Here is a 13,278-nt window from a genome sequence, read left to right as displayed (position 1 = left end):
TTTATAACGGGGAGAAAAAACGATTTACGTTGCCTAGAGGAACACCCATCTACTAAACAAAGCGTCTGAGTTTGGGCTGTCCCCTAAGAAGTCTAAGTTATTAGAGCATAGCCAGAATGGCTACCACTGTACCGAGAGAGAACAGGCAAGTGCGACTAATAACGCCGAGGTTGGAAGGTTGAATCATTTCTTGATGCATAGGCAAACTCTCCTTTTTGTTACACTACCATTACAACTTAGGCCTAAATGGTTATTTTTGCAACGCTGTTCGCAAAAATCTTTGAAATAGAGCCAAAAAATTACCAGAAAACGGTCAAAACAACGATAGTGCAACCAAGAAAAGTTGCAAAGCAGATTGGGATAACAAGGTGCTTGTCTCTATCCAGTGAAATAAAGCCTGGCGGCTGATTGATGACAACGGTCACCAATAGGATATTGTACAGTGCGATCAAAACTCCAATAAGAAAAACATCAAAATATACTAAGCTCGTTGCCAAATAGACGTAAAAACCAATTAATACATAATCTATAACCACTAACCAAGCTAAGCACTTTCGCATGTTCAGCACAGAGTGAATGAGTTCAGTCATAACGGCTCATCACTTCAAATGATGTAACTGGCTGATTATAATCTGCTTTTTGCAGCGCTTTACGGTGCGATTCTCGTAAAACTGTGTCGAGTTCTTTTTCTGCCAATGGCGAAGGTCTGGTCGCTTGTTCTAGAGCAAAGGCTTTGTAAACCTTATTCAGTTGCGCCAAAGTTTCAGCGGTTAAAATGTACAACTCGATACGGCGATTAATACCGGATTTGGCGTTATTAAAGTCAATTGGTGCCGTATCACTCATCCCCGTTACTTGAAAAATATGACGCTCTTGAAGACCGCCCTTATCCAAATAGTACCGAGCGCTATTAGCACGATTGCTTGAAAGCTCCCAGTTAGTCATTCGACTTCCTTTATAACGACTTGCATCCGTGTGTCCGGTGATAATCATTTTGTTTTCGATTTTTTCTAGTAATCCGGCTAGGTTCAGCAATAAGTCTTGATAGAAAGGCGTTACCTTGGCCCCTCCTCGGAAAAACATCGGGCCTTTATCAGAGTCTGCGATGACTAGTTTCACGCCTTGAGGTGTTACGAACACACTGACGCTACCTAGGGCATCAATTCCGGATAACTCTTGTTTGACTCGCTGCGCCAAAACTTCCAGTTCTTGTTGGCTATTAAACTCACCCTCAAGTACAGAAGTGTCATTAATGCGATGCAGCTCCGCGTCGTAATGAGAGGTTGCTACATGAGGTAATGGCAGTGGGTTAATTGAGTTGCCGCCACTTTCGTTCGTTCCTAAGTGCATGATGGGATCATTGCCATAGGCAAAGTAATTCAACAATTTCTTCTGGTCATCCACATCGACGACTTGCAGTATCCACAACACGAGGAAAAGACACATTAGCGAAATCATCAAATCTGCCATGGCAACTTTCCATCCGCCGTGTTGCAGCTCGCCGCGCTTACGGCGCCCTTTTTTATTGATGATGACATTTGGCTGTTCCATCATTCGCTCCTTAGCCCTATGAAGGCTGCTGTCTGAGCACTTCGACTGCTTTTTCTAGCTCAACAAATGACGGCTTATAACGAGTTTCGATGTTTTTGCGTCCAGCATTAGCACACATGTGCGCCGATTGACCTTGAGCGTAAGCAGACAGGATTGATTTCACACACAGTAGTGGCGCTAACTGATTCTCAGAAACATCTTTGATACTGCTAGACATTGGCCCAAGTACACAATAACAACCAAAAACCCCAGTAAATGTTCCCACCAGAGCGCCAGCGATATTCTGACCAATCTCGCTGATCTCACCGTCAAGGCCTTGCATCGTCAGAATAATCCCCATTACTGCAGCTAAAATACCAAGCCCCGGCATAGCCTCAGCAGTAGCGTGTAGTTTCTCGGAAGGCTTGGTATATTCATCCTCGAGATGCTCGATCTCTTCTTCTAGAAATGCTTCCAATACATGTTGCGATTGTTTACCAGTGATCACTTGTCGAAATGAATCAATAATGAATTGAGTCGTAAGAGCGTCACTCGTGATCTTTGGATACTTACTGAAAATTTTACTTGAATCAGGATTCTCAACATGAATATCTAACGCTTTGATATTCTGAACTCGTGCAGTATTGATTAGCTCAAACATTAACGATAGTAACTGTTGATAATAGTCCTTGTTATAAGGCGTAGAACGAAAAGCGATGCCAACTTGCTGAGCCATCAATTTCATCGTTGCAGACGTAGTAGACATTAATAGACTGGCAAATGCCGCCCCAAAAATGATTATGATTTCCGACAGCTTGAAAATAAATTCAAACTTCCCACCAAGAAAAATGAAGCCGCCAAAAATAACGCTCAGCACGATAACAATACCGATTAGTTTTTGCATACATCACTCTCCTTCATTCTACTCTTGAGAATGTCTAAACCTCGGTGTTTTAATCGATGCACTTTGATTTCGTTGATATCGAGGACCAGTGCCGTCTCTTTGGTGCTTAAACTTTTCACGTAAACCAAGTAAAGAATGCGCTGCTCCATCTCAGGGAGCGTATTCAACACTTGTTTCACCTCATTAAAAAGCACTTCTCTGTCTGTCTCCGGAACGGCTGTCACCACCGTTTCCAGCTCAATATCATCAAACACATCCACTAACGTCATCGCTTGTTGATAATCATTACTTTCAATGCCTAAGTAATGACAAATCTCATTAGTTGTGGGCTGTCTTGCCAACTGCTGTACTAATTGTCTTTCAGCGAGCTTGATTCGATTCACCAATTGGCGTTTATCTCGCTCCATATAGTCGCGACGTCTGAGTTCATCGACTAATTCGCCTCGAATTCGTACCGCTACCGCCCGTCGAAAATCATCATTAGCAACATGGTCAAACTTCCTAAGCTCGATGACCAAAGTCATCATGGCCGTTTGCCGTAAATCCTCAAACGTTCCTTCATCAACTGCGTAGCGATATTGATACAGCAGTCCGTTAATCAACTTGATGTTTTGTTGCAGCACCAATTTTTCTAACTCCTGCAACGTCGCTTGGTCGTTAGTTTGGGTGTGCTGGTATTTGGGCTGCATCAACATAGTAACGACCTATTGAAATACCGCTTTGGTGACAAGTACATCGCCAACTTGCAAGCTCGGTAGTTCATCTAAGTCATCTTTGAGATCATCCTGAATCACATAGATAAACTGTTTGTTGTAGAAATAAGAGGCCTCTTTGACACTGAATTTTTTGATGATGCGGTTCTTAATTCGGCTTAATTGCTCATACACGTATGCGCCGTTTTTCTGTGGGGTAAACATAGAAACATCAAGCAAAAGCAAGCTTTGTCGATTGCCCAGATTAATAGGCACCAGTACATTTTCTAGCTGAATTTCAACCTGCTGCATTTTAGCTGGCTCTGGTTCTTTCGGTGAAAGCCAAGCAGTCAAGGACTCCATATTCAGCGTATTACTTTGGTACAACCAGAAACCTGTGACCGAAAGCGCGAGAGTAACGATGAACGTAACGATAATTTTAGTCATCTCTAAGCCCTCGCAATGTATGCACGATATTCCAAAACATCGCCGTTATCTTGAGAAGGAAGATCATGCGCTTGCGGGCTGACCTCTTGCTCTGAATGATCGCTCTGCTCTTGAGATTGAAACTGCTGTGAGTTCGATTGTTCCAAAGAGATATTTACCTCAGACAACTCACTATTTTGTGCGACGAGCTCCGCCCTCAAACGCTCTGACGTTGCTAAAATTGCCTCTCGCGTGGCAGCAGATGTAGCGCTCATTTGTATCGTGACCCGCTCGCCATCAACTCTTACGTGCATCTCCACTTTTCCAAGCTCAGGTGGATCAAAGCGTATTCGAGCCGCTTGATTCATGGTGTCCAATTGAAGTTGTATTTTATCTCTCAACACTTGATGAATTTGTCTTTGACTATCTACATCAAGCGCTTTACTTACCTCAATGGTCGGTACTAATCGACTTGCTGTCGTTTCATTGGCTAGATACGGCGCTTCGATGGATTGATGGGTGATTGATCCAAGCGGTAATTGCGTACTAAGCTTTAAGCTAGCTGGTGTCCAAGGGTTCATAGAGCTAGCCTTAGACGCAATGCTAGGCAACGACGACTCCAAGTTGAGCAAATTAGGATTAGTCTGGGGAAGGCCCTTTGGTAGCCATCTGTCCTTAACATCCAATATCACAGCACTCAGTACCTGTTGAGAAAAGGAGGTATTGTTTGAAGTCACTAGCACTTCATCATTTTTGTACTCGTCAGCTTCAAAAGAAAAAAGATGGGACTGCGATGACGCTTCTAGCACTTTAATAGAATCTGCGATTGAGCGTGCAACTCCATTTAGTCGAAGCGGTAACTGTTCTGCTGGCAGAAGCAAGTTAACACTTGACGTCCGCGTAGGCTCTTCAAGACTCACAGACTCTAAATTACGGCTCTCATTAACCCTGCGAATAACGCTCTCAGAGACTACGACGTCTTGTTCAATAGGCAAGGACTGCTGCACCTGATTAAGCACTGAGAACAGAGTTTGAAATGAATGAGCGAGTGGCGTCATTCGGGTTTCCCCAAGCTCAGAAGACAAGGAACTGAGAGCCGTAGAGGTCGAATTGCTCTTCACCGTCGCATCTACCGCCGACAGCAAATCAAAAACCAATCCATTGGTCGCCCAACTATTTGATGCCATATTCCCTTGCAGTTCCATCACTGTTCTCCTGCTCTCACTTGTGTCTGGGCATACGCTTTATCTCGCTCGCGCAGACTTGAATTGTCACTAAGCTGCTGTTTAAGGATGACTTGTTCATGCTCTACTAATGCTCTGCATTGGTTGTGAACACTTTTCAATCGCACGACCAGAGGCAGATAGCTCGGATGTGATTGCTCTATGGTTAGCAGCACCTGTTTGAGCAAACGATTTAACTTTTCTATCTCAGAAAATTGTCTGTTTTTGACCGCCTGTTCTAGCTTGAGAACAAGACGTTCTACTTGCTCAGGACTGGGCTTCATCAAGCCACTCCATTGCGCCTTCCCATCCCTCTTTAAGATCAGTCATCACTTCAATAAGCTTGTCGATCAGCTCGGTATTCATCTCCTTAGATGCTTCAAATACAGTCGCAATACCATGTTCATAGAGCGCATGGATGTTCTGAATCAAAGCTTCACCTGTCGACAAATCGAGAGAAGCGTCTAGCCCAACTAAGATATCAATGGATTTTTGAGAAGCTTTGGATTTGAGCTCGAGATCCTTATGCTCTATCGCGTATTTAACGCTTTCTAACTCTTGAATCAGACGCTCATGTAGCATACATATCAACTCAAAGCTCGATGAGACCGATGCGTTAGCAGCGACTTGAACATTGGCATAGTTAGCTTGTTGCTGTTTTCCTAATAGCATGGCGGTTTCTCCCTAAACCGTGAAAAGTCCGGAAACAGAATCCAATTGGCTACTTAGTGAGTTCAATTGGGTAAACTGGGCAAGGTAGCGGTTGTAATAGGTTTCATAACGCGTATCCAAAACGGATAGAGCGTCGTTAATACGACTTTTTTCATCGTTCAAGGTATCAATTCGGCGATTGAGCGAGCCATTTGAGAAGTCGATATAGCTCTCTAACTGCGTTTCAAACGCTTCAAAAACACCGCCCGTACCTGTAAATAGTGTTTCAAAATCGATGCTAGAAGCCGCACTTTCAAACGTACCCGAGTCCAAACTCAATCTGCCGTCGCGATCAATTTCCAGCCCTAACTCAAAGAGTCGAGTTCCGTCATAGTCAGCTCTAATAACATTGGATAATTGATTTTTGATATTGCGTATTGTGCTATCGGAAGCGAGCACGCCCCGTGCTTCATCTTCGTTTCCTGATTGAGTCAAGTTAGTGATTTCGCTGACGGCGTTGTTGTAGGCGTCTACAAACTCTTGCAGCGATGCTACGGTGGCTGATATATCATCGCCTATATTGATACTAGTCGCAGTATCACCGCTGGTGTTGGCTTTGCGAACCGTGAGGTCTACACCATCTATTAAGTCTTCGAAAGTATTGCTAGAGCTGGTCAGCTGCGTACCAAATTCATTGCCGAGAGTAATAATGGCATCTTGACCAGCTTGTAACGGCGCCGCACTTGCCGCTGCTACCGTAGTATCCCAACCACTTGCCGCATCTGCAGATAAGGTGAAACTGGCATCAACCCCTTCATTGTCGGAGCCAAACAACACTTTCATCGCCCCTTGCGACTTCACTAACGTTGCTTGAATTGAACCGTCAAACTGATCGTTGAAGTAAGTGACAAATTCACTGTAGGTGACATCGCCACTAATGTCGGTATCGGCATCCATAATGTTGATGTTGGTCGTGACTCCACCTTGAGTCACTGAAAAACTTCCAGCCGTAGCCATAACATCGTTCGGATCGGTAGAATTAGCATCAAATACAACTTGATGATTAGAAGCCATCTGCTTAACGAAGACATCAAGATTAACGTCTTCAGCACCTGGACTTGTGGTTAACGAAAAGTAGTCTTCACTAGAGATTGATGTTGAGGTTTGAGTGAGACTAGAGCCGGTTTTTGTAAACTGGTAGATTTTATCTTCGAGAGATTGTAATGCGGTTTTGACTTTGTTGATGGCAGAAGTCTTAGACGAAATCGTTGACAATTTTTGGTTATAGCGCAGCTCAAAAGGCTGTACATCTAAGCTTGCAAAATTACTGGCGAGCTGCACCGCATCAACGTTCATGATCCTTCCCTCTTTAGTACAATAAGGAGGTACAGCTCTCCCCTCCTTGGAATGTTGTGACTATGGTTATCCTAATAAGCTCATCGCTAGTTGAGGTACCATTTTCGATGCACTAAGCATTGACGCCCCTGATTGCATTAGCATTTGTTGTTTGCTCATATTGCCCGATTCTGAGGCAAAATCAGTGTCCATAATTCGGCCTTTAGAAGCGTCCACATTTTCAGTCATATTACCAAGGTTGGTAATGGTGTGTTCTAGTCGATTGATTGTGGCACCAAATGTAGAGCGAATTTCACCTAGGTTACCGACAAATCCATTGTCCGTTGCCGTTGCTGGAACGCCAGTCAAAGCATCCATAGCGGCAAGTGCATTAGCTTGTGTTGTCAAATCACCAATACCTAATGACCCAGAAGTACCTACAAAAGTCTGAATGTCGGCTAGAGCCGATGACCCTCCGCCAACCGTTGTATCGAATGTCAACGTTTCTGCTGATGTGCTACCTATCTGGAAATCGATAGTGGCATCAAAAGCCCCTGTACCACTCATCAAGTTGTTACCACCGTAGTTAGTGTTTGCCAAAATATTCGCCAGCTCTTCACCTAACTGCTGATACTCTGAATCCAATGCAGCTAAATCTGCTGTAGTATTCGTGCCGTTAGCCGCTTGAGTCGCTAGGTCGTTCATTCGATATGCGATATTAGTCATCTCATCGAAGGCACCCTCTGCTGTTTGCAACATCGAAATAGCATCTTGTGAGTTACGCATTGCTACATTCATACCACGAGACTGCGCTTCCAAACGGTTAGCAATTTGCAAACCCGCCGCATCGTCCGCAGCTGAGTTAATTCGAAAGCCGGTAGACAGTTTTTCCATAGATTTAGTTAACGCACTGTTTGTCGACTGCAAAGTGTTCTGCGTGACCAAGCTTGCGTAGTTAGTGTGTACTGATATAGCCATCTGATGATCCCCATCTGTGTTTGCTGTTCAGTAACTGCTAACGACAGTGGAAAAATTCCATTTCATTTTTTTCGAAAAAAATCACTAAACCTTAAAATTGCAAGACTCAAAAATGAGAAGTGCGTGAAAAATATCCTAGTATTTTAATCAACAATAACCACAAAAATGGCTGTTATGGGAAACGTATTTAAGGCAGTGGCATCAAGGTTAACGATTCCAATCGTACTACTCATGATCCTCGCGATGGTTATTCTGCCGTTGCCACCGATCCTGCTCGATGCGTTTTTTACCTTTAATATCATGCTAGCTATTGTGGTACTGCTGGTCAGTAGTACCGTCACTCGAGTTCTCGACTTTTCTATTTTTCCATCCCTGCTTCTGGTCGCGACATTGCTTCGTTTAACGCTGAATGTGGCATCAACTCGCATCGTTTTGCTTGAGGGTCATAACGGTGGCGATGCCGCTGGTAAAGTCATTCAGTCGTTTGGTGAAGTCGTTATTGGTGGTAGCTACGTTGTTGGTATTGTGGTGTTTGTGATTCTGATGATCATTAACTTTGTGGTGATCACCAAAGGTGGCGAGCGGATCTCAGAAGTATCTGCACGATTTACTCTTGATGCGCTACCAGGGAAACAGATGGCAATCGATGCCGACCTCAATGCAGGTGCCATAGACCAAAACGAAGCCAAAGTTCGACGCTTAGAAGTCGGTGAAGAAGCGGAGTTTTACGGCGCAATGGACGGGGCGAGTAAGTTCGTTCGAGGCGATGCTATTGCTGGACTATTGATCCTGTTCATCAATTTGATCGGTGGCGTGCTGATCGGGATTTTTGAACATGGACTTTCTGCAGAAGAAGCGTTTCAAACCTACGCTTTACTGACTATAGGTGATGGCCTCGTCGCCCAGATCCCATCACTATTACTCGCGACTTCCGCTGCCATTATCGTGACGCGTATTAGTGACAATGATAATGACATGGCACAAACCGTAAAGAGGCAGTTGCTCGCCTCGCCAAACAACCTTTATATGGCAGCGGGCGTAATGTTCGTAATAGGTAGCGTGCCGAATATGCCTCATCTGGCTTTTTATACTTTCACTGTCCTACTGGCATTTGTCGGTTGGCGCCAGTCAAAGTTTCAGGCTACCCCTGAACAGGTTGAATCTGATGTGGGCTCTTTACCTCGCACCAATCATGAAAGCACAATTGATTGGAGCATCATTCCCAATGTCGATGTGATAGCACTCTCTCTGGGATTTAAATTGGTACCTCTTGCCAATAACAAGAAAGGAGGCAATCTGATCAAGAGTATTCGCGGCAGCCGAAAAACACTTAGCGAACAAATTGGCTTTGTTATTCCAGAAGTGATTATCACCGATAATCTCGCGCTCAAACCCTCAGAATACGCAATTAGCATTGATGGTGATGAAATAGAACGTGGTGAAGTCTATGCCGATAAGTCCATGGCAGTGGGCAACCGAATTGATCATCCAGACTTAGATGGCATCGTGGGTGTCGACCCTGCTTATCAGCTTCCAGCTCTATGGATTAATCAAGCAGACAAAACTAAAGCCATTAACCTCGGATTTCAAGTCATTGAGGTGTATGACGTAATTGCGACTCACGTCAGTAAGGTATGCAGTGAACATCTCGATAATATCTTTAATTATGATGATGTTAAGGCAATCAATCATCGACTCGCTATTCACCACCCTGAACTGGCAGAAAACCTCGCCAACATCATTTCACCGAACCTGCAAATGCAAGTGATTCGTCAGTTACTTGCTCAGCAAGTGCCAATCATTAATGTACGAACCATAGCGAATACCATTATCGAAAGTATCGATACCGTCAAAGATCCAATCTTGCTGTCATCAAATATTCGTGTGGCGTTAAAACGTACCATAGTAAATTTGGTATCACCCAACAGCAAAACTATTAACGCCTTTATTATCGGTTCTGCGTTGGAAAATGAGCTTAAGGGCGCGATTTCTCTTAGCCAACAGAGCGATCCTAACATTCCGTTAGATGCCATCCCTGTCGAGCCCTCTGTCTTACAGAAGTTTCAAAATCGTATGCCGACCATAGTACAAACCATGCAAAGCCAAAATCTGCCACCCGTTATCGTTGTTCCACCAACCACACGACCTATGGTGGCCAAATTAGCTAAGGCTTTTGCCAAAGAGCTTATAGTGCTTAGCTACAATGAAATTCCGAATGAGTATGGGTTAAACGTACTTGGCGATGTTGAGTAGAGTCAAAAAACCGAGTTACGTTAATAACTCGGCATCAATCAACTCTTTTTTTGGGGGTGGAGACGTTTATTGAGGAATAACAACTTGCCCTGAAACAATCGGAAAAGTACCCGTCTTTGGCTTACTATCCATTCGGATAGTCGTTGGAGTACCTGAGACTTCATAAGTGACATCGTAGCCGACCACTTTGGTAGACGTAGTGTATTTTGTTGTGCAGCGTCTTTCTGTTGTACTTACGGTGTCATTCTTCTGAGCATTTTCTTGGATTTTTCTTCCTGTCATAGCACCCGCTACAGTGCCGACTGCCGTTGCGACGGTTTTTCCTGAACCTCCACCAACTTGATTACCTAGTGCAGCACCTGCGGCCGCCCCACCTAGCGTTCCTAAGAGCTTATTCTCATCTCTAACTTCAGCCTGTCTAGTCACCACTACATCATTACACTCTTGATGCGGTGTTTTTATTGCCTTGGTCACCGCTTCTACAAAAGTTATTTTGGCTTCCGTTGGAGCTTCTTGCTCTTTTTGACAACCAGACATTGCCAACATCGTCATTACTACCAGCGCCACTGCTTTCTTGTTCATGGAATTCTCCTAGTTATTGTTGCTACGGCTGCATGATAAGGAGGAAAGAACCGTGTATTTCAGCGGTGAATGAATTCTATGTCATTGTCTGGTAAAGAGTCAGAGCACTATTAGCGCAGCGTCAAACTGTGATGGTAAACCTGTATTTTTAATGTCCCTAGGGTATGATGCTCGCGTCCTAATCGTTGTTTGATGGCCATGTTTTCTCGTTGTTTTACCGTTACACTAGCTCTGTCCCTATCAGTCATTATGCTGGTAGTGAGTTTTGTTGCGATCAGTAACGAGTCAAACGAAGTCTTTTCCCATTCTCTCTCAACGCTCGATAGCCACACCAACTCAGTTGTCTCTAACAAAGCACTATCAAACAAAGTGGAAATGGCTAATCCACATCAATGCTGTGCGTCATTTTGTTTGCTTAAAGTTCCTTGTGGACAATCATTGGTCGTACTTAACTCGGGCACCACGTCGCTCGCCTTAATGTCAATTGATGACATAGGCAAAGCAATTGGCAGAGTTCAAACCCTTTTCCGCCCTCCTATCGCATAACTCCGTTTCCCCAGCATTTAACGCGAGATTTCGCACCCTATTTATTTTTTCGGAGTTATCCCTATGAAGGCATTGTTTACCCTTTTTTCTGCGCTACTACTCAGCGTATCGGCTCATGCGGCTAAATTTGAGCAAGGTACTCACTACAAAGTATTGGATGTTGAAAAGTCAGCCACACCCAAAGTAACCGAGTTCTTTTCATTTTATTGTCCGCACTGCTACAAATTCGAATCTGTAGTAGAAAACCTCAAGCCTGCGCTAGCTGATGGCGTTAAATTTGAGAAAGTGCACGTTGCGTTTATGGGCAATGATATGGCAGTACCAATGGCAAAATCGTACGCCACCATGGTTGCTTTAAAGGTAGAAGATAAGATGGTTCCTGCGATGTTTAATCAGATCCACGAAATAGGCAAAAGACCAGTTGACGAGCAAGAGCTCAAACAAATCTTTGTCAGCAATGGTATTGATGGCAAAGCCTTTGACTCGGCGTACAACAGTTTTGTCGTCAACTCAATGCAGAAGAAATTTGATAAGCAGTTTGATGCGAGCACATTAACTGGCGTACCTGGTGTATTAGTTAACAACAAATACATCGTTCAGCCGACAGGTATTAAAAGTTATAAGGAGTACAACGAATTAGTGAATTACCTGCTCACGCTGTAGTGGCTTTAGTTCTGCTCAGACAAGCATAAGAAAAACCTAGAGCTTCACCTTCGCTCTAGGTTTTTTCGTTAATACACTCTCACTTGATTTTTCTTGATCACTACACCCCGCAACAGTTTCCCTGACTGCTGATTTTGAACCGATACCGTGTCGCCGACTAAACCACTTTCAAGAGCCGTTCCCAACGTCTCTAGCCGTATCGTCTCTGACTGGTAAACTACATCAACAGCCTGACCTTTCTCCACATCGTAATCAAGATACAAACGTGATGTGGTCAGAAGCTCGCCCTTTTTCACCGATCGCTTCAGTTTACTTCCCACCACTTCACTAGGTTTAAAAAACACCTTTTTATCGGTGTAGAGTGTAATTGGCTTTATGGCGATGTCGGAGGGAGATAAGCGCTGGCCTTTTCGCAAAGCTTTGTCAGCTGTCACAGCCCAGATAGTGAGGCTGGCTGATGAGGTTGCAGATAAACTCCACCTCTGAGTTTCACATCGTAATGTCCACTTCTGCTTTCCCAGTTTTATCTCACTACGATGATGAATTGCGACTGGTTTTGAGCATGGCTGGAGTTTATGAATAGCTTTTGAAAAACGAATGCTGACATCGAGTTGATACTGTTGCGGATAGCGGTAGCGAACAGTCTGCTCTATGAGCGAATGAATACGAGTGGAAAGATGTTGCTCGAACTCAGAACTCGAAGCAACAGCGGCTTGCATATTGATGATGCAGCCGTAAGCGATAAGCAATATGAGTAATAATCCGGTCTTAGACATTAATCCTTAACTTATGTTTTCCAAGCGCTTCCTCCATCGCTTGGTGCTGCATCAGCATGATATTACCTTGGCGCTCCAGCTTGGTCTTACATTGTCCAATTGATTGTTCAATCTGCTTATCCAAAGCTTGAACTCCTTGCAGCACCCCACCTTGTAGTTTTGCCTGTATCACTTTGGTGTATTGCCTGTCCCGACAACCCAGTCGCTTTGCCATTGCGTAACGCTTTAGGTCGGCTTCAGCCAATCGATGAGTTAGTGAAGTGATGGTTTGGTTAAGCGACTCTAAATTTTGATATTCCCTATTGAGTATCGCCGCGCGAATATCGTCTAGTCCAGAAGATAGTTGGCGAGAAAACTCCAAAATATGCTGACCATAGGTAATGTAGCCTATCAACGTGCTTTTATTGCCCATGGTCTAGTCTCGCTATAACTTTCGCTAGCTCATCCATATCAAACACCAATTCCCCCGAGGCTATTTGCGCTTTGATTTGTTCAACCTTGGCGCTATCAATTTCTTCAACTCCGTCAAAAAAACTCTTCGCATTTTCCAACAAGTCCACTTCATGTTGTGACAGATTGATTTGCTTCACTTTGACCTTTTGGTCTGGCTCAACCTTTTTGTTTTGAACCACATCAACTTGGGTATGCGGAACAATATGCTTCACATTATCGACCTTGATTTGACTCATATCCCGTTACTCACTTTGCTCACTTCTAAT

The 13,278-nt window shown here is 44.0% G+C and carries 17 protein-coding genes; 3 read left to right on the top strand and 14 right to left on the bottom strand.

Annotated elements, in window-relative coordinates:
• Nucleotides 1-299 precede the first annotated feature (299 nt).
• From HOP38_RS03905 to lafA, 10 genes are all read right to left on the bottom strand, one after another.
• Nucleotides 300-590, bottom strand: coding sequence for a hypothetical protein (locus HOP38_RS03905; protein ID WP_006074335.1), 291 nt, complete (start codon nt 588-590; stop codon nt 300-302).
• Nucleotides 583-1,551 (bottom strand): OmpA family protein, encoded by a 969-nt coding sequence (locus HOP38_RS03900; RefSeq protein WP_124941227.1) that lies wholly within the window; start codon nt 1,549-1,551, stop codon nt 583-585. Before HOP38_RS03900 ends, HOP38_RS03905 begins: the two co-directional genes overlap by 8 nt.
• Before the next feature lie 16 nt (nt 1,552-1,567).
• Nucleotides 1,568-2,434, bottom strand: a complete 867-nt coding sequence (gene motA / locus HOP38_RS03895) for a flagellar motor stator protein MotA (RefSeq protein ID WP_006074333.1) — start codon at nt 2,432-2,434, stop codon at nt 1,568-1,570.
• Nucleotides 2,422-3,129 (bottom strand): sigma-70 family RNA polymerase sigma factor, encoded by a 708-nt coding sequence (locus HOP38_RS03890; RefSeq protein ID WP_006074332.1) that lies wholly within the window; start codon nt 3,127-3,129, stop codon nt 2,422-2,424. The genes motA and HOP38_RS03890 overlap by 13 nt, the downstream gene beginning before the upstream one ends.
• 9 nt (nt 3,130-3,138) lie before the next feature.
• The gene (locus HOP38_RS03885) at nt 3,139-3,573 is read right to left on the bottom strand and encodes a flagellar biosynthesis sigma factor (protein ID WP_124940757.1); all 435 of its coding nucleotides are present in this window, start codon (nt 3,571-3,573) and stop codon (nt 3,139-3,141) included.
• Between the two features lie 2 nt (nt 3,574-3,575).
• Nucleotides 3,576-4,133, bottom strand: a complete 558-nt coding sequence (locus HOP38_RS26195; protein WP_423250087.1) for a flagellar hook-length control protein FliK — start codon at nt 4,131-4,133, stop codon at nt 3,576-3,578.
• A gap of 623 nt (nt 4,134-4,756) precedes the next feature.
• Nucleotides 4,757-5,059, bottom strand: a complete 303-nt coding sequence (locus HOP38_RS03875; RefSeq protein ID WP_006074329.1) for a hypothetical protein — start codon at nt 5,057-5,059, stop codon at nt 4,757-4,759.
• Nucleotides 5,043-5,447: a flagellar export chaperone FliS gene (gene fliS, locus HOP38_RS03870; RefSeq protein ID WP_006074328.1), complete on the bottom strand. Its 405-nt coding sequence runs from the start codon at nt 5,445-5,447 to the stop codon at nt 5,043-5,045. Before fliS ends, HOP38_RS03875 begins: the two co-directional genes overlap by 17 nt.
• Before the next feature lie 12 nt (nt 5,448-5,459).
• A complete protein-coding gene (gene fliD, locus HOP38_RS03865; RefSeq protein WP_198557447.1) occupies nt 5,460-6,782 on the bottom strand; it encodes a flagellar filament capping protein FliD in 1,323 nt (440 codons plus the stop codon).
• Between the two features lie 66 nt (nt 6,783-6,848).
• Nucleotides 6,849-7,739, bottom strand: coding sequence for a lateral flagellin LafA (lafA, locus tag HOP38_RS03860; protein WP_124940754.1), 891 nt, complete (start codon nt 7,737-7,739; stop codon nt 6,849-6,851).
• Between the two features lie 165 nt (nt 7,740-7,904).
• Between lafA and HOP38_RS03855 the strand changes: the two genes are divergently transcribed.
• On the top strand, nt 7,905-9,992 hold the full coding sequence (locus HOP38_RS03855) for a flagellar biosynthesis protein FlhA (protein ID WP_124940753.1): 2,088 nt from the start codon (nt 7,905-7,907) through the stop codon (nt 9,990-9,992).
• 66 nt (nt 9,993-10,058) lie between these two features.
• On the opposite strand, the gene HOP38_RS03850 is transcribed toward HOP38_RS03855, so the two are convergent.
• Nucleotides 10,059-10,574 carry a glycine zipper 2TM domain-containing protein gene (locus HOP38_RS03850; RefSeq protein ID WP_198557446.1) on the bottom strand — a complete coding sequence of 172 codons (516 nt, stop codon included), beginning with the start codon at nt 10,572-10,574 and terminating at the stop codon, nt 10,059-10,061.
• Between the two features lie 192 nt (nt 10,575-10,766).
• Here HOP38_RS03850 and HOP38_RS03845 point away from each other — a divergent pair, with 192 nt between their 5' ends.
• Entirely contained in the window at nt 10,767-11,120 is a 354-nt protein-coding gene (locus HOP38_RS03845) for a hypothetical protein (protein WP_124940751.1), read from the top strand.
• 63 nt (nt 11,121-11,183) lie between these two features.
• Nucleotides 11,184-11,783, top strand: a complete 600-nt coding sequence (locus tag HOP38_RS03840; protein ID WP_124940750.1) for a thiol:disulfide interchange protein DsbA/DsbL — start codon at nt 11,184-11,186, stop codon at nt 11,781-11,783.
• 68 nt (nt 11,784-11,851) lie between these two features.
• Here the strand turns inward: HOP38_RS03840 and flgA are convergent, their stop codons facing one another.
• Genes flgA through HOP38_RS03825 form a run of 3 tightly spaced genes read right to left on the bottom strand, consistent with a single transcriptional unit; the run spans nt 11,852 to nt 13,248 of the window.
• Nucleotides 11,852-12,559, bottom strand: coding sequence for a flagellar basal body P-ring formation chaperone FlgA (flgA, locus tag HOP38_RS03835; RefSeq protein WP_198557445.1), 708 nt, complete (start codon nt 12,557-12,559; stop codon nt 11,852-11,854).
• Entirely contained in the window at nt 12,552-12,971 is a 420-nt protein-coding gene (locus tag HOP38_RS03830) for a hypothetical protein (protein ID WP_198557444.1), read from the bottom strand. The genes flgA and HOP38_RS03830 overlap by 8 nt, the downstream gene beginning before the upstream one ends.
• The gene (locus tag HOP38_RS03825) at nt 12,961-13,248 is read right to left on the bottom strand and encodes a flagellar biosynthesis anti-sigma factor FlgM (RefSeq protein ID WP_198557443.1); all 288 of its coding nucleotides are present in this window, start codon (nt 13,246-13,248) and stop codon (nt 12,961-12,963) included. The genes HOP38_RS03830 and HOP38_RS03825 overlap by 11 nt, the downstream gene beginning before the upstream one ends.
• Between the last annotated feature and the right edge of the window lie 30 nt (nt 13,249-13,278).

The organism is Vibrio mediterranei (assembly GCF_013364395.1).
Lineage (GTDB): Bacteria > Pseudomonadota > Gammaproteobacteria > Enterobacterales > Vibrionaceae > Vibrio > Vibrio mediterranei.
This window is presented reverse-complemented; position numbering and strand designations above follow the sequence as displayed.